Annotated in this window: 13 protein-coding genes; 10 read left to right on the top strand and 3 right to left on the bottom strand. The window is 73.9% G+C overall.

All coding sequences use genetic code 11. The features are described from left to right. Positions 1 to 64: 64 nt before the first annotated feature. Positions 65 to 1975, top strand: coding sequence for a serine/threonine-protein kinase (locus IF00_RS0105310; protein WP_030314754.1), 1911 nt, complete (start codon positions 65 to 67; stop codon positions 1973 to 1975). A gap of 1 nt (position 1976) precedes the next feature. Here IF00_RS0105310 and IF00_RS0105315 read toward each other — a convergent pair whose 3' ends face one another. Further along, the gene (locus tag IF00_RS0105315; protein WP_030314757.1) at positions 1977 to 2792 is read right to left on the bottom strand and encodes a pentapeptide repeat-containing protein; all 816 of its coding nucleotides are present in this window, start codon (positions 2790 to 2792) and stop codon (positions 1977 to 1979) included. Positions 2793 to 2895: 103 nt separating this feature from the next. On the opposite strand from IF00_RS0105315, the gene IF00_RS0105320 reads away from it, so the two are divergent. After that, entirely contained in the window at positions 2896 to 4416 is a 1521-nt protein-coding gene (locus tag IF00_RS0105320) for an alpha/beta fold hydrolase (protein WP_030314759.1), read from the top strand. Positions 4417 to 4461: 45 nt separating this feature from the next. Here IF00_RS0105320 and IF00_RS0105325 read toward each other — a convergent pair whose 3' ends face one another. Further along, on the bottom strand, positions 4462 to 4812 hold the full coding sequence (locus IF00_RS0105325) for a winged helix-turn-helix transcriptional regulator (protein ID WP_030314761.1): 351 nt from the start codon (positions 4810 to 4812) through the stop codon (positions 4462 to 4464). 76 nt (positions 4813 to 4888) lie between these two features. Here IF00_RS0105325 and IF00_RS0105330 point away from each other — a divergent pair, with 76 nt between their 5' ends. Together IF00_RS0105330 and IF00_RS0105335 are read left to right on the top strand one after the other, a co-directional pair. Continuing rightward, positions 4889 to 5554, top strand: a complete 666-nt coding sequence (locus IF00_RS0105330; protein WP_030314763.1) for an NADPH-dependent F420 reductase — start codon at positions 4889 to 4891, stop codon at positions 5552 to 5554. Between the two features lie 200 nt (positions 5555 to 5754). After that, positions 5755 to 6168, top strand: coding sequence for a VOC family protein (locus IF00_RS0105335; protein WP_030314765.1), 414 nt, complete (start codon positions 5755 to 5757; stop codon positions 6166 to 6168). A 16-nt stretch (positions 6169 to 6184) separates the two neighbouring features. Here IF00_RS0105335 and IF00_RS0105340 read toward each other — a convergent pair whose 3' ends face one another. Beyond that, complete coding sequence (locus tag IF00_RS0105340; RefSeq protein WP_030314766.1) at positions 6185 to 7852, bottom strand: acyl-CoA synthetase; 1668 nt, start codon at positions 7850 to 7852, stop codon at positions 6185 to 6187. Between the two features lie 164 nt (positions 7853 to 8016). Here IF00_RS0105340 and IF00_RS0105345 point away from each other — a divergent pair, with 164 nt between their 5' ends. The 6 genes from IF00_RS0105345 to IF00_RS0105370 all read left to right on the top strand — a co-directional run bounded on the left by IF00_RS0105345 (position 8017) and on the right by IF00_RS0105370 (position 16144). Then, positions 8017 to 8826, top strand: a complete 810-nt coding sequence (locus tag IF00_RS0105345) for a crotonase/enoyl-CoA hydratase family protein (RefSeq protein WP_030314767.1) — start codon at positions 8017 to 8019, stop codon at positions 8824 to 8826. Positions 8827 to 9018: 192 nt separating this feature from the next. Beyond that, positions 9019 to 9972, top strand: a complete 954-nt coding sequence (locus tag IF00_RS0105350; RefSeq protein WP_030314768.1) for a Zn-ribbon domain-containing OB-fold protein — start codon at positions 9019 to 9021, stop codon at positions 9970 to 9972. After that, positions 9969 to 11039: a thiolase domain-containing protein gene (locus IF00_RS0105355; RefSeq protein WP_030314769.1), complete on the top strand. Its 1071-nt coding sequence runs from the start codon at positions 9969 to 9971 to the stop codon at positions 11037 to 11039. Before IF00_RS0105350 ends, IF00_RS0105355 begins: the two co-directional genes overlap by 4 nt. Continuing rightward, a complete protein-coding gene (locus IF00_RS0105360; RefSeq protein WP_030314771.1) occupies positions 11029 to 12198 on the top strand; it encodes a thiolase domain-containing protein in 1170 nt (389 codons plus the stop codon). The genes IF00_RS0105355 and IF00_RS0105360 overlap by 11 nt, the downstream gene beginning before the upstream one ends. Before the next feature lie 36 nt (positions 12199 to 12234). Beyond that, positions 12235 to 12654: an ACT domain-containing protein gene (locus IF00_RS0105365; RefSeq protein ID WP_030314772.1), complete on the top strand. Its 420-nt coding sequence runs from the start codon at positions 12235 to 12237 to the stop codon at positions 12652 to 12654. Between the two features lie 595 nt (positions 12655 to 13249). After that, positions 13250 to 16144 (top strand): ATP-binding protein, encoded by a 2895-nt coding sequence (locus tag IF00_RS0105370; RefSeq protein WP_078944568.1) that lies wholly within the window; start codon positions 13250 to 13252, stop codon positions 16142 to 16144. The last annotated feature ends 54 nt before the right edge of the window (positions 16145 to 16198 follow it).

Consider the following 16198-nt stretch of genomic DNA (forward strand, 5'->3'; position numbering starts at 1 on the left):
CCGGGTGTCCGGAACGGTAGGGTGCCGACCGGCAATTGAGGTCTGCGTGGGGAGACACGAGTTCATGAGTGGTCAGCAGTCGGGTCGCGGGGGCGACGCGGGCGAGGTCTTCCAGCCGCTTGCGGCCGACGATCCCACCACGGTCGCGGGATACCGGCTCGCCGCACGGCTGGGCGCCGGCGGCATGGGCAAGGTGTACCTGTCGTACACCCCCGGAGGCCGGCCCGTCGCCATCAAGCTCATCCGCCCCGAGTTCGGCGAGGACGCCGAGTTCCGCCGCCGTTTCGCCCAGGAGGTGCGCTCCGCGCAGCGCGTGCAGGGGCTCTTCACCGCGCCCGTGATCGACGCCGACCCCGAGGGCGCGCAGCCCTGGCTGGCGACCGCCTACGTCCCCGGCCCCTCGCTCGCCGACGCGGTCGTCTCCCACGGCGCGCTGCCCGTGGAGACGGTGCTGCTGCTCGTCGCGGGCATGGCCGAGGCCCTGCACGTCATCCACGGCGCGGGGATCGTGCACCGCGACCTCAAGCCGTCCAACGTACTGCTCGCCGCCGACGGGCCCCGCGTCATCGACTTCGGCATCGCGCACGCGGCCGACGCGACCTCCCTCACCGGCAGCGGCGTCACCATCGGCACTCCGTCGTTCATGGCGCCCGAGCAGGCCGCCGGGCGCAGGGTGACCGCGGCCACCGACGTCTTCGCGCTCGGTCAGGTCGCGGCGTACGCGTCGACGGGCGTGCCGGCGTTCGGCGAGGGGACCTCGCACGGCGTCCTCTACCGGATCGTGCACGAGGAGCCCGACCTCGGCGCGGTGCCCGAGCGCCTGAGCGAGCTGGTCACCCGGTGCCTGGCGAAGGATCCGGAGGCACGGCCGTCGCTCGCCGAGATCATCCAGCTCTGCCAGGCGGCGAACGCGTCGACCGTGCTCCGCCGGCCCGAGGACTGGCTGCCGGGCCCGGTCTCCGCCGACATCACGGCGCGTGCGGCCGCTCCGGCGCCCGTCCAGACGCCGCCGCCCCCGACGACCGCGCCCACGGGCGGCTACACGCCCACCGCTCCGGCCGGGCCGCCCGCGCCCGCCGTGGCCTACTCGCCGACCGCTCCGTCGACCCCGGCTGCCCCGCCCGGCGGGTACGGGCCGTCCGCCGGACATCGGGCGACCCCGCCGCCCGGGCCGTACAGCACGCCCCCGCCGCACGCGGCGCCGACCCACGCCGCGCCGGCGCACACGGCACCGGCCCATGCGGTACCCGGCCACGTCCACCCGCAGGCGCAGGGGCCGTACCCGCCGTCGTCGTACCCGCACCCCGGAGCCCCCGGCGGACCGATGTCCGCGCCGCCCGGTCCACGGCGGGGCTCGGCCAGGAAGGGGCTCCTCGTCGCCCTGGCCGCCGTGGTCGCCTTCGGCGCCGTGGGCGGTGTCACCGCCTACACGCTCCTGAAGGACAAGGAGCGGACGAACGCCTCGGACAACGACAAGCCGAGCGGCGCCACGGGGGGCCCGACGGCCTCGGGCACCCCCGGCACCGGCAGCGGCACCGAGGGAACCAGTGGTACGCCGAGTGCGAAGCCCTCGACGGCGTCCGCCGCGAAGCCCGCCGACTTCCAGGGCATCAACCTCACCGCCGGGTACCACCTGACCCTCGGGGACGCGGTCGTACGGCCCCAGGACGGCGAGGACGGCGGGTACGAACTCTCCTACGACACCGGCGGCTACCTCGACGCCGAGAGCAGCGGCGGCAACATGGTGCTCCTCGACCCGGGACAGGAGGGTTCGCTCGACGTGTGCCGCGGGGAGACCCGGTTCACCAAGGAGGTGTACGTGAACAAGCTGTCCCAGGGCCGCCAGCTCTGCGTCACGACCGGGACCGGCCACATCGGCCTCGTCACCGTCAAGGGCATCTCCCCGGAGGACTCGCCCAGTACCTACATGACGCTCGACGTGACGGTCTGGCGCAACGCGGCCCCCGCGTCGTAGCTCAGGACGCCCAGTGCGCGGGGCGCTCGAAACCCACCGGAAGGCGGGTCTCGGCGTTCCCGCGCGCCGCGTTCAGCTGGGGCTGCGTCAGGAAGAGGGAGCCGGTCAGGTCCGCACCCGACAGATCGGCGTCCCGCAGGTCGGCGCCGATCAGATCCGTGAGCGACAGATCGGCGTCCGTCAGATCGGCGGCGATCAGCAGCGCCCCGCGCAGGTCGGTGCCGCGCAGCTTCGCCCCGCGCAGCCGCTTGCCGATCAGGTCCGCCCCGCGCCGGCTCTTCGGCTTCGCTCCGGCCGTGGCGCGGACGAGCTCGCTCGTCCGCAGGAGCAGCTCGTTCACCTCGGCGCGCACGTCCGGCACCCTCAGCTTCTCCAGGGCGTCCGCCGAGCCCGCGGTGAGGTCCTCGACCCGGGCGAGCGCCGTCCGCAGCTCGGCGTGGACGGGGCGGGCCGCCGGTCGGGCCAGCGCCTCCGTGAGATAGCGCAGCAGCTCGTGGAGCTGGCGCATCACATAGAACACGTCGTACATCCGGCCCGCGGTCTCCGGCGCCTCGCGCCAGGACACACCGCCGAAGGTCACCTGGGACACCTGCTGGCCGGCGCCGAAGCAGTCGTACACCGTGCAGCCCTGGAAGCCACTCGTCCGCAGCCGCGTGTGGATGCCGCAGCGGAAGTCCTCCTGGAGGTTCCGGCAGGGCTCGCCCGGCGCCTTGTTCACGGCGAAGTCGGCCGACTTCGCGAAAGGCAGCGCCACACAGCACAGGCCGAAGCAGTTGGCGCAGTCGCCGCGCAGTGCGGATTCCCGGGGCTCGGGCACGGTGGAAGGATTCCTTCGCTGGTCGGGGACGGTCCACCCACCGTATCGCGCTCCCCGCCAAACCCGTTGCGAAGATCGTTCGTGGTCCGTGAGGATCGGTGTCATGCCGAAGTTCACCTCGTATGACGGAACCGAACTCGCCTACCGGATCGTGGGGGAGGGCGAACCCCTGGTGTGCCTCGCGGGCGGGCCGATGCGCGACGCCACCTACCTCGGTGACCTGGGCGGACTCGCCGCGCACCGTGCCCTGATCCTGCTCGACGCCCGGGGGACCGGGGCGAGTGCCGAGCCCGCCGACCCCGGCACGTACCGCTGCGACCGGCAGGTCGGCGACGTCGAGGCGCTCCGTGCCCACCTCGGCCTGGAGCGGATCGACCTGCTCGGCCATTCGGGGGGCGGGAACCTCGCCACCCTGTACGCCGCCGACCATCCCCAGCGGATCCGCTCCCTCGTTCTCGTCACCAGCGCGGGCCGGGCGCTCGGCGTCGACTCCACCGACGAGGAGTGGGACAAGGCCGCCGAGATCTTCGCCGACCGGCCCTGGTACCCGCAGGCCAGGGCCGCGCTCGACGCGATCGGCCCGGACACCCCGCCGGGCCGCGTCCGCGAGATCATCGCGCCCTTCACGTACGGCCGCTGGGACGCGGCAGCCCAGGACCACGCGGCCCGCGAAGCGGAGCAGCTGAACCGGGAGGCCTCCCCCGCGTACCACGGGGAGGGCGCGTACTCCCCGGAGGCGACCCGCCGCGCGCTCACGGCGCTCACGGCTCCGGTCCTCCTCGTGGCGGGGGAGTACGACGCAGGCCCCACCCCGGCCAAGGCCGCCGAGGCAGCCGCCTTCTTCCCGGACGCCGAGCTCGTCGTGCTGCCCGGCGCCGGACACTTCCCGTGGGTCGACGACGCGGAGGCGTTCGTCCGCCCCGTCGCGGCCTTCCTCGACCCGGAGGTCCGTACGGTCACGGTGGACGGCGTCCGCCTCGCCTACCGGGTACGGGGCTCCGAGGGTGCCCCGCCCGTCGTCCTGGTCCACGGGCGGGGCGAGAACAGCACCACCTGGACACGCCTCGCGACGGAGCTCGGCGCCGACCACCGGGTGTACGCGGTCGACCTGCGCGGCCACGGCCTCAGCGACCGGCCCGGCAGCTACGGCTTCGACGTCTTCCGCGACGAGCTCGGCGGCTTCCTCAAGGCCCTCGGCCTCACCGGCGCTACCGTCGTCGCCCACTCGATGGGCGGCGGGGCCGCGTATCTCCTCGCCGCCCGGGAACCGGACCTGATCGGCCGGCTCGTCCTGGAGGACGTCCCCGTGTTCTTCCCGCTCGACCCGCCGCGCCCTCCGGTCGAACGCCCCGAAGGCGCACTCGGCTTCGACTGGGAGATCGTCCCGTCCACCGATGCCCAGCTGAACGACCCCGACCCGGCCTGGCGCGAGGATCTCCCCGCGATCACGGCCCCGACCCTCGTCGTGGCGGGCGGCCCGACCAGCCACGTCCGCCAGGACCAGCTGTCCTGGCTGGCCGACCGGATCCCCGGCGCCCGGTCCGTCACGATCACCGCGGGGCACCTCGTCCACACCGACGCACCGGACGAATTCCTCCGCGCACTGAGGGAGTTCGGCCTCTAGGGAGACAGGCTCCCTGCCGGTTCCGCCGTGTCGCGGCGGCCGCCGTCACCCGCCGTGGCGCTCCTGGGCGGCCATCACCTCGTCACCGTGCTCGAAGGCCCATGCGCCGAACGCGTCGATCGGACCCAGCAAGGTCCGTCCCAGAGCGGTGAGTTCATAGCTGATCCTGGCCGGCGCGCCGTCCTCGACGCGTCGCTCCACCAGCCCGTTGAACTCCAGCCGCCGCAGCGTCTCGGTGAGGACCTTGGAACTGATCCCGCCGATGAGCTCCCGGAGTTCGCCGTGGCGGCTCGGGCCCCGTCGCAGGGACCAGATCACCACGGCGTTCCAGGTGTTCGAGAGCAGGTCGAAGGCGAGCCGGGCGCGGCAGTCGGCGAGATAGGCGTCGGAAGTCACGTACCAGATGGTGCCCGACCGCCCTCCTAACGTCGTTCCCGAGGCGCCGAAAGCCGGCGCGGAGAGGGGACGGACGATGAGGATCGGCGTACTGGGCACGGGAAACATGGCGGACGCCCTGGCCACCCACTGGGTACGGGCGGGACACGAGGTCCTCGTCGGGGGCCGCGACGCGGCGAAGGCGCGGCACCTGGCGAGCCGTCTGGGTGGCGCAGCCGGACACGGGAGCCTGCGCGCGGCGGCGGGATTCGGCGATGTGGTCCTCGCCGCGCTGCCGTACGGGGCGGGGGAGACGATCGTCGGCGAGCTGCGGGCGCCCCTGGCCGGGAGGGTGCTGCTGGACTGCGCCAACCCCGTGGGACCCGGCTTCCGGCTGCTCACGGACGGGGGCCCCTCGGCGGCGCGCCGCCTCGCGGACGCCGCGCCCGGCACCCGGGTCGTCAAGGCCTTCAACCTGTGCCACGAGGACGTGTGGAGGATGGACCCTCCCGTCTTCGGCGGGCAGCGTCTCGCCGTCCCGGTGTGCGGCGACGACGACACCGCGCTCGCGCTCGTACGGCAGCTGGTGAGGGACGTGGGCTGCACACCGCTGGCCGGGGGAGGACTCGACAGGGCGGGGCTCCTGGAGGCGACGGCCGCGCTCTTCATCGGGCTGTGGGTCGGGGAGAACGCGGATGCCCGGGCGATGGCACCGCCGCTGGCGTTCGCGGCGGGGCCGGGGGACACGCCGTCGCGTGCCTAGGGCCCGTTTGCCGAGCGGGCCGGATCGGGGGAGCGGCGTGACCGGCAGGACACCCGCTGCAGCGTGTTCCCGCCCATGGGCCGATCGGCCCATGGGCGGCGCGCCTCGGCCGTACGGGCGGCCGCCGGTGGAGGATCGGTGGGGCGGCGCCCTCGGACGGTGCCCGACATCGCCACGGCGCGACATGACAGGAGCCAGGTGTGACCACTCGTCTCAACCCCTACCTCAGCTTCTCCGGCGACGCGAAGCAGGCACTGGAGTTCTACCAGCAGGCCCTCGGAGGCGACCTCAGCCTCAACACGTACGGCGCGTTCGGCTCCGATGCGCCGCCCGGATTCGCCGACAGGATCATGCACGGCATGCTGGAGACGCCCAGCGGCTTCACGCTGATGGCCGCCGACAACCCGCCGGGCACGGAGCACGCCCCGGGGAACGGCTTCGCGGTGAGCCTGAGCGGCGACGACGCCGAGGAGCTGCGCGGCTACTGGGACAAGCTGTCCGCCGGCGGCACCGTGGCCGTCCCTCTGGAGAAGCAGATGTGGGGCGATGTGTTCGGCATGTGCACGGACAGGTTCGGCGTCACGTGGATGGTCAACATCACCGAGCAGAGCTGACCGGGCTCCGCTTCGCTCACGGGTGCGTGTCCGGGCCCGCGTGCGTGTCCGCCTCCACCGCCACCGTGCGGGCCCAGCGGTAATCCGCCTTGCCACTGGGGGAGCGCTGGATGTGGTCGGTGAGGACCAGCTGGCGTGGCACCTTGTACCCCGCCAGGCGGGGCCGGCAGTGGGTCTGGAGGGTCTCCAGGTCCAGCGGCGGGGCGTCCGCGCGGAGCTGGACGACCGCGGCGACGTGGTTGCCCCAGCGGGCGTCCGGCACTCCGGCGACCAGGGCGTCGTACACGTCGGGGTGGGACTTGAGGGCCTGTTCCACCTCCTCCGGGTAGACCTTCTCGCCGCCCGTGTTGATGCACTGGGAGCCGCGCCCGAGGACGGTGACCACCCCGGTCTCGTCCACGGTCGCCATGTCGCCGAGGAGTACCCACCGGACCCCGTCCCGCTCGAAGAACGTCTCGGCGGTCTTCTCCGGGTCGTTGTAGTAGCCGAGCGGCACGTGGCCGCGCTGGGCCAGCCGGCCGATCTCGCCGGGGGCGACGGGGGTACGGGTCGCCGGGTCGACGACCTGGGTGCGTTCGTTGACGTGCAGCCGGAAGCCCTTGGCCGGGCCCGAGTCGTCGGTGGCGCGGCCGTTGGAACCGGACTCGGTGGAGCCGAAGTTGTTGAGGAGCAGGACGTTCGGCATCAGCTCCTGCAGCTGGGCCCGTACGGTCTCCGACATGATCGCCCCGGACGAGGACAGGCTGAAGAGGGCGGAGAGGTCCGTGCCCTTCAGCGGCCCGCGCAGCGCGTCCACGAGGGGCCGCAGCATCGCGTCCCCGACCAGGGAGATGCTGGAGACCTTCTCCTTCTCCAGGGTGCGAAGGACCTCCTCCGGGACGTACTTGCGGTGCAGGACGACCCGCTGGCCGTAGTTGAAGGCGATGAACGCGGTCAGCGTGGAGGTGCCGTGCATCAGCGGCGGTGCGGGAAAGAAGGTGATGCCGGCGCCGCCCGCGGCGACCCGCTCGGCCAGCTCCTCGGGGCGCTTCACCGCCTCGCCCGAGGGGTCCCCGCCGAACAGCCCCGCGAAGAACAGGTCCTCCTGGCGCCACAGGACGCCCTTGGGCATCCCGGTCGTGCCACCGGTGTAGATGATGAAGAGGTCGTCGGCCGAACGCGGCCCGAAGCCGCGCGCGGGTGAGCCGGCGGCCTCCGCCTCGGCGTACGGGACGCAGTCGAGCGCGGCCGCTCCGTGAGGGGCGGCGGTCGGGTGACGGGTGGGCGGGGTCCCCACCCGCACGAGGTGCCGCAGCTTCTCCGTCTGCGGCAGCGCCGCCGCGACCCGGTCGGTGAACTCGGCGTCGAAGACGAGTGCGGCCAGATCGGCGTCCCGGTAGAGGTAGACGAGCTCCTCCTCCACGTACCGGTAGTTCACGTTGACCGGCACGATCCGTGCCTTGAGGCAGGCGAGGACGGTCTGCAGGTACTCGATGCCGTTGTAGAGGTGGAGGCCGAGGTGCTCGCCGGGCCGGATGCCCGCGTCGATGAGGTGGTGCGCGATCCGGTTCGCGGCCTCGTCGAGCTCGGCGTAGGTGAGCCGGCGCTCCTCGCCCGTCCCCGGATGATCGACGTACACCAGCGCCTCGCGGTCGGGGACCGCGTCGACCACCGATTCGAACAGGTCGGCAAGGTTGTACTCCACCGTTCCTCCTGACCGCGGTTCGCACTGACTCGGCGGTCATTAGAGCGCCGACCGGCCACAGGGGGAAGGGGGTGCGCGGAAGAATCTGACTGAGTGTCAGAAAACTATTGAACTGGACCCCCGGCTACTGCAACCTGTTCCAGAACTGGAGACGGGAGACCCCCATGGGTGGCACTGGTGGCACCGAACATCTCGGCGTACGGCGCGAAGGCGCCACGCTCGTCCTCACCTTGAACCGGCCCGAGGCCAAGAACGCCCTCTCGCTGCCGATGCTCGTCGGCCTCTACGACGGCTGGCTGGAGGCCGACGCCGACGACGGCATCCGCTCCGTCGTCCTCACCGGAGCGGGCGGCGCCTTCTGCGCGGGCATGGACCTCAAGGCCCTGGCCGGCAAGGGGATGGAGGGCGAGCAGTACCGGGACCGGCTCAAGGCCGACCCCGACCTGCACTGGAAGGCGATGCTGCGCCACCACCGCCCCCGCAAACCCGTCATCGCCGCGGTGGAGGGCTACTGCGTCGCCGGCGGCACCGAGATCCTCCAGGGCACCGACATCCGGGTCGCCGCCGCCTCGGCGACGTTCGGACTCTTCGAGGTCCGGCGCGGGCTCTTCCCGATCGGCGGCTCCACCGTCCGCCTGCCCCGGCAGATCGCCCGGACCCACGCCCTCGAGATGCTCCTCACGGGCCGCCCCTACTCGGCGGACGAGGCCGCCCGGATCGGCCTCGTCGGCCGGGTCGTCCCCGACGGCACCGCCCTCGACGCGGCCCTCGGCATCGCCGAGCGGATCAACGCGTGCGGGCCGCTCGCCGTCGAGGCGGTGAAGGCCTCCGTGTACGAGACCGCCGAGATGACGGAGACGGAGGGACTGGCCGCCGAACTCAAGCGGGGGTGGCCGATCTTCGACACGGCGGACGCGAAGGAGGGGGCGAGGGCGTTCGCGGAGAAGCGGACGCCGGAGTACCGGCGGGAGTGAGCCGATCCCCCCGCCCCTTCCCCGCCCCGGACGGCCTGCGGCCGAGCCTTCGAACGTCGGGCGGACGTCTCGGCCCCGCCGGCGTGTGAGGCGCGGGCCCCGGGCCGGAGCCCCGGTTCGGGAAGGGGCGGGGAGAGCCCCGCGCAGCGCCCCCCCCCGGCATCCACCACCGAACGTCACCAAGGAGCCCACATGACACCTCCGTCGGAGACTCTCCGCGCACCCCTCGTCGTCGAATTCCCCTTCACCCGCTCCCTCGGCCCCGTCCAGTCCGCCTTCCTCACCGGCCTCCGGGAACAGACCGTCCTCGGCGTCCGCACCGAGACCGGCGAGGTCCTCGTCCCACCCGTCGAGTACGACCCCGCCACCGCCGCCGAGCTCCACGACCTCGTCGAGGTCGGTGCCACCGGCACCGTCACCACCTGGGCATGGAACCCCGGGCCCCGCCCCGGGCAGCCCCTCACGACGCCCTTCGCCTGGGTCCTCGTCCGCCTCGACGGCGCCGACACCGCCCTCCTGCACGCCCTCGACGCCCCAGGACCCGAAGCAGTCCGCACCGGCATGCGCGTCCGGATCCGCTGGGCCGCCGAACGGTCCGGCGCCATCACGGACATCGCGTGCTTCGAGCCGTACGACAGCGACCCGGTGGCCGAACCGGGCTCCCACGACGGACGGTTCACCGACCCCGTCACCGGCATCGTCGCCGCCGCCCGGCTCGACTACACCTACAGCCCGGGCCGCGCCCAGACCCGCTACCTGCACGCCCTCGCCGAGCGCCGTACCGTCGGCGAGCGCTGCCCTTCCTGCACCAAGGTGTACGTGCCGCCCCGCGGTGCCTGCCCCACCTGCGGGGTCGCCACCACCGACCAGGTCGAGGTCGGACCGCGCGGCACCGTCACCACGTACTGCATCGTCAACATCAAGGCGAAGAATCTCGACATCGAGGTGCCGTACGTCTACGCCCACATCGCCCTCGACGGCGCCGGGCTCGCCCTCCACGGACGCATCGGCGGCATCCCGTACGACCAGGTCCGGATGGGCCTGCGCGTCGAACCCGTGTGGAGCGAGGACGGCCGCTACCCCGACCACTACCGGCCCACCGGCGAACCCGACGCCGACTACGACACCTACAAGGAGCTGCTGTGACGCCGCACCGGCCGGACCGAGAGGTGGCGATCGTCGCCTTCGCGCAGAGCGACCACCGCCGCCGCACCGACGACCTCTCCGAGGTCGAGATGGTCATGCCCGTCCTGCACGACGTGCTGCGGCAGACCGGCCTCAGGACCTCCGACATCGGCTTCACCTGCTCCGGCTCCTCCGACTACCTGGCCGGCCGCGCCTTCTCGTTCACGATGGCCCTCGACGGCGTCGGCGCCTGGCCGCCGATCTCCGAGTCCCACGTCGAGACGGACGGCGCCTGGGCGCTGTACGAGGCCTGGGTGAAGCTCCTCACCGGCGAGGCGGACACCGCCCTCGTCTACTCGTACGGGAAGTCCTCGCCCGGCTCCGTCCGCGACGTCCTCACCCGCCAGCTCGACCCGTACTATCTGGCCCCGCTCTGGCCGGACTCGGTCGCCCTCGCCGCTCTCCAGGCGCAGGCGCTCGTCGACGCGGGCGCCACCGACGAACCCGCCCTCGCCGCGATCGCCGGCCGCAGCCGCGAGGACGCCGGCGCGAACCCCCACGCCCAGCTGCCCGGTGCCCGCCCCCAGGGCGAGTACGTGGTGCGGCCGCTGCGCACCGGGGACTGCCCGCCCATCGGCGACGGCGCCGCCGCCGCGATCCTCGCCGTCGGCGACCGGGCCCGCGAACTCTGCGCCCGCCCCGCCTGGATCCGGGGCATGGACCACCGCATCGAGGCCCACTCCCTCGGCGTCCGCGACCTCACCGACTCGCCCTCCACCCGCCTCGCCGCCGAACGCGCCGGAGCCTTCGAGGCGCCCGTCGACACCGCCGAACTCCACGCGCCCTTCACCTCCCAGGAGGTCGTCCTCCGCCGGGCCCTCGACCTCGACGAGAGCGTGAGGGTCAACCCGTCCGGCGGAGCGCTCGCCGCCAACCCCGTCATGGCCGCCGGACTCATCCGTCTCGGCGAGGCCGCCGCCCGCATCCACCGGGGCGACTCCGACCGCGCCCTCGCCCACGCCACCTCAGGGCCCTGCCTCCAGCAGAACCTGGTCGCCGTCCTGGAAGGAGAGCCGCATGTCCGGTAAGGAGCCCGTCGCCGTCGTCGGCATAGGCCAGACCAAGCACGTCGCCGCACGCAGGGACGTCTCGATCGCCGGACTCGTCCGGGAGGCCGCCGTCCGCGCCCTGGAGGACGCGGAGCTGACCTGGGCGGACATCGACGCCGTCGTCATCGGCAAGGCGCCCGACTTCTTCGAGGGCGTGATGATGCCGGAGCTGTACCTCGCCGACGCGCTCGGCGCGGTCGGCAAGCCCATGCTCCGGGTGCACACGGCAGGATCCGTCGGCGGCTCCACCGCGCTCGTCGCCGCCAATCTGGTCGCCGCCCGCGTCCACCGGACCGTCCTCACCCTGGCGTTCGAGAAGCAGTCCGAGTCCAACGCCATGTGGGGCCTCTCCCTGCCCGTGCCGTTCCAGCAGCCGCTGCTCGCCGGAGCCGGAGGCTTCTTCGCCCCGCACGTGCGCGCGTACATGAGGCGAACCGGCGCGCCCGACGCGATCGGCTCCCTCGTCGCGTACAAGGACCGGCGCAACGCGCTCAAGAACCCGTACGCCCATCTCCACGAGCACGACCTCACCCTGGAGAAGGTGCAGGCCTCCCCGATGCTCTGGGACCCGATCCGCTACTCTGAGACCTGTCCCTCCTCCGACGGCGCCTGTGCGATGGTCCTCACCGACCGCACGGGCGCGGCCCGCGCGCCCCGGCCGCCCGCCTGGGTGCACGGAGGCGCGATGCGCAGCGAACCGACCCTCTTCGCGGGCAAGGACTTCGTCTCGCCGCAGGCGGGCCGGGACTGCGCCGCCGACGTCTACCGGCAGGCCGGCGTCACCGACCCCCGGCGGGAGATCGACGCCGTCGAGATGTACGTGCCGTTCTCCTGGTACGAACCGATGTGGCTGGAGAACCTCGGCTTCGCGGAGGAGGGCGAGGGCTGGAAGCTCACCGAGGCAGGCGTGACCGAACTCGACGGCGACCTGCCCGTGAACCCCTCCGGCGGGGTGCTCTCCACCAACCCCATCGGGGCATCCGGGATGATCCGCTTCGCCGAGGCCGCGCTCCAGGTACGGGGCGAGGCGGGCGAACACCAGGTCGACGGCGCACACCGGGCCCTCGGGCACGCCTACGGAGGCGGCGCCCAGTTCTTCTCCATGTGGCTCGTGGGAGACACCCCGCCCACCGGCTGAGCCGCGCGGCAGGGCCGGGCGCCTACCCTGACGGCCATGAACGCGGAACGTGATCTGACCCGGCTGCTCGCCGGGATGCGGCCGGAGCTCGACCCCGGCCGCTACGTCTTCACCACGGTGGCAGGCCCCGCCCCGGCCGGGGTCGCCCCGGTGGTCACCGTCGCCGAGGACGAGGGCCTCACCCTCGTCGTACGCCAGGAGGAGGCGGACGCCGCCGCCCTCCCGTACGACTACGTGGCGGGCCGGATCACGCTGCGGGTGCACTCCGCGCTCGACGCCGTCGGGCTGACGGCCGCCGTCGCCGGTGCGCTCGCCGGGGCGGGACTCAGCTGCAACGTGGTGGCCGGCTTCCACCACGACCACCTCTTCGTGGAACACGCGCGCGCGGAGCAGGCGTTGGCCGTTCTCGAACGGCTCATGGCCGGCGACATCGGCGACACTCGGGGCCGCTCGTAGAGCCGTTCGGGGGCCACGCGTGCGGGCCGTCGGACACCGGGCGTTCGGCGTCGCCCCCCGCGCGGGGAGCGGCAGGTCACCCCGTCCGTCGACACCGGTCCGACCATGACGGAAGCGGCCGCGGACGGGCGCGACGAAGGCGCTCTCCACCGCTCTGCGCCGAGCCGAATATGCCACCTGCGACACGACGGCATTTTGCTTGGCCGTTGACCGTCCCAGCTCACTCCTTCGGGCGTACGCTGGGACTTTCGCGGGGCTTCCCGCTCGGCACTCCTGACCGTGCGCCGGGCGCGCGCCCCCTGTGTGGGGGTGGAACGTGGTGCGTCAGGACGGCGGGTCGGCCCGTCAGGGAGCCGGTCTCTTCGAGCGTGAGGCGGCGCTCACCGCGGCCGAGGAGGCGCTCGATCTCCTGACAGGTCTGGCGGACGAGCCGCCGTGGCCGGTCGTCGTGCCCTCACCCCGTGAGACGCGGGGCCCGCACCTGGTCGCCGTTCCCTCCCGGACGTCCGCCCGGGAGGCCGGTTCGGCGACCGGCCCGCTGTCCACGCCGTCCGACGACGACCGGGTCCCCGGCGGCCGGAGCGGACTCCGGCCCGTGCCCGACGCCGGCTCCGTATCGCCCCAGGAGCTCCGTCCCCGCCCCGGACCCGCGCTCAGCTCCGCACCCGGCGCGGGTGCCGAGACCACGCGCCCCCAGGTCGTCCGCCGCGGCGGCATCCTCGCCTACGCCGCCCCCGCCGGCCTCGGCAAGACCTCCCTGCTCGCCGAGATCCGGCGCCGCGCCGGTGCCCGCGGCTGCACGGTGCTGTCCGCGCGCGGCGGCGACCAGGAACAGCGGGTCGCCTTCCACGTCGCCCGACAGCTCCTCCAGCCGCAGCTGGCCCACGTCACCGACGCCGAACTGCGCGAACGGCTGGGCTCCTGGTACGACATCGTCGGCCCCGCCCTCGGGCTCCGCGCCTCCGCCGAGGGCTCGCCGCCCGACCCGCAGGGTCTGCGGGACGGGCTGGACTGGGTCCTCACCCATCTCGCCGTACGCCGCGCGCCCCTCGTCGTCGTCCTGGACGACGTCCACTGGGCCGACCCCGAATCCCTCGGCTGGCTCGCCGCGTTCGCCCCGCGCGCCGAGGAACTGCCCATGCTCCTCGTCGTCGCCTACCGCCCCGACGAACTCCCTGCCGAGGGCGTGGAGTTCACCGGACGCCGGTCCGGGCAGCGGCCCCTCGACCTCGCCCCTCTCACCTCGTCCGCCGTGGCCCGGCTCGTCCGCGACCGCGTCGGCGCGCACGCCGACGACAGCTTCTGCCGCGACTTCTGGTCCGTCACCGCCGGCAACCCCTTCGAGGCGGTCGAGCTCGCCGCCAAGGTCCGCGACCAAGGCCTCGAACCGACCGCCGACGGCGCCCACGAACTCCCCGACCTCTCCGCCGCCCTCAAGGGCAGCGGCCTCGTCACCCGGCTCGAACGGCTCGGCCCCGCCACCGTCCGCCTCGCCTGGGCCTGCGCCGTCCTCGGCACCGAGATCTCGCCCCAACTCGCGGGTGCCGTCGCCGCTCTCGGCGGCGAGGCGGTCGCCGACTGCGCCGCCCGGCTTCGCGAGGCCCGCGTCCTCGCCGAGGCCGAAGAGGCCGACGATCCCCTCCAGTTCGTCCACCCCCTCATCGCGTCCACCGTCTACCGGTCCATCCCGGACGCCACCCGCGTCGCCCTGCACGGTCAGGCCGCCTGGTGCGTCGTCGACGCCGGACTCGGCCCCACCGTCGCCGCCCGCCATCTCCTGGAGACCCACCCCGAGGGCGACCCCTGGGTCGTCGGCCAGCTGCGCGCCGCCGCCGGCGAGAACCTCCGCGCCGGAGCCCCCGACGCGGCCCGCCGCTTCCTCGCCCGCGCCCTGCGCGAGCCGCCCGCCCCCGACGACCGGGCCGCCGTCCTCTACGAACTCGGCTGCTCCTCGCTCCTCACCGAGCCCGCCACCACCGTCAACCATCTGCGAGCCGCCCTGGAGGAGCCGGTCAGCGACCCGGCGCTCCGCCACGGCATCGTCTACCGTCTCGCCCAGGTCCTCGCCCACAGCGACCGGCTGGTCGAGGCCTCCGAGCTCCTCGGCGAGGAGGCCCGGAAGGCGACCGACGCCCGCAGCCGCCTGCGGATGCAGGCCGAGAAGTTCATGTGGGACGCCCTGCGCGCCGACGAACCGGAATCGCCCGCCCGGTCCCGGCGCCTCGCGGCGCTCGCGGACCGGCTCACCGGCCGCGACGTCACCGAGCGGTACATCATCGGACTGCGCGCCTGGGACGCCACCCTGCGCGCCGAACCCGCCTCCCTCGCCCTCAAGGAGGCCGAACGCGCCCTCGAAGGCGGCCTCACCTGGGCCGACGAGAGCCGGGGCTTCGAGGTGCCGGTCCTGGTGGCCCTGCTCCACCTCTACGCCGACCGGCCCGGCCGTGCCGAGGAACTCTTCGCCGCCGGAACCGCCGAGTTCGAGAAGCAGGGTTGGCGCGGGGCGCACCTCGCCTTCGCGTACACCCTCATCGGCTACATCCGCTTCCGGCGCGGCCGGCTGATGGAGGCCGAGGACTTCGCCCGCGCCGGACTCCGTCTCGCCGAGCGCGTCGGCGCCCGCACCCCCGCCCTGTGGTACGCCACCGGCGTCATGATCGAGGTCCTCATCGCCCGCGGCCGTACGGACGAGGCCGTGCGGGTCGCCCGCGAGCACGACTTCGGCGAGCCGTTCCCCGCCGCCGTCACCATCCCCGACTGCGAGACCGTCCACGCCGAACTGCTCCTCGCCACCGGCCGCACCCAGGAGGCCGCCGAGGAGCTGGCCGCCGTCGGCCGGCGCCTCGACCCGCGGGGCAAGCGCAACCCCTCCTGCTGCCCCTGGCAGCTCCACCTCGCGCTCGCCGAGGCGGCGACCTCCCCGTCGAAGGCCCTCGCCACCGCCCACGAGGCCGTCGCCCGCGCCCGCCAGTACGGGGCGCCCTCCGCGATCGGCCAGGCGCTCCGCGTGACCGCCGAGGTGTCCGAGCCCGCCGATCGCGTGAAGCTCCTGGAGGAGTCCGTCGACTGGCTCGACCAGTCGCCCGCCGCGTACGAGCTGGCCCGCTCCCTCGTCGCCCTCGGCGCGGCCCTGCGGCGCACCGAACGCGCCGGGGAGGCCGCCGAGCACCTGTACCGGGGCCTGGAGGCCGCCCAGGACTGCGGCGCCGACGCGCTCGTGGAGGTGGCCCGCGCCGAGCTCGCGGCTGCCGGACTCCGCCCCCGGGCGCTCCACCCCGCGGGCACGGACACGCTCACCGCCCGTGAGCGCGCCGCCGCCGATCTCACCGTCCGCGACCAGGACGCGGCCGCGATCCTCGGCGTCGACGCCACCACCGTCGCCCGGCTCCTCTCGGCCGTCTACCGCAAGCTCGGAACCGACCGCACGGGCCTCGCGCAGGCCCTCAGAAACACCGGACGGGAGCCCCGGGACCCCGCAGGACAGGACTGACCGTCCGGAGCCGCCCGGCGCGTCGCATCGCGCGCCGGGGCACGTACCATGGCC

Origin of the sequence: Streptomyces flavochromogenes, assembly GCF_000717595.1 — a bacterium.
GTDB classification, from domain to species: Bacteria; Actinomycetota; Actinomycetes; order Streptomycetales; family Streptomycetaceae; genus Streptomyces; species Streptomyces flavochromogenes.

Bases quoted from the DNA above. Each gene is read 5' to 3' on its own strand.
- IF00_RS0105350 (WP_030314768.1), top strand. From the start codon at position 9,019: ATGACACCTCCGTCGGAGACTCTCCGCGCACCCCTCGTCGTCGAATTC.
- IF00_RS0105345 (WP_030314767.1), top strand. From the start codon at position 8,017: ATGGGTGGCACTGGTGGCACCGAACATCTCGGCGTACGGCGCGAAGGC.
- IF00_RS0105320 (WP_030314759.1), top strand. From the start codon at position 2,896: ATGCCGAAGTTCACCTCGTATGACGGAACCGAACTCGCCTACCGGATC.
- IF00_RS0105330 (WP_030314763.1), top strand. From the start codon at position 4,889: ATGAGGATCGGCGTACTGGGCACGGGAAACATGGCGGACGCCCTGGCC.
- IF00_RS0105310 (WP_030314754.1), top strand. From the start codon at position 65: ATGAGTGGTCAGCAGTCGGGTCGCGGGGGCGACGCGGGCGAGGTCTTC.
- IF00_RS0105360 (WP_030314771.1), top strand. From the start codon at position 11,029: ATGTCCGGTAAGGAGCCCGTCGCCGTCGTCGGCATAGGCCAGACCAAG.
- IF00_RS0105365 (WP_030314772.1), top strand. From the start codon at position 12,235: ATGAACGCGGAACGTGATCTGACCCGGCTGCTCGCCGGGATGCGGCCG.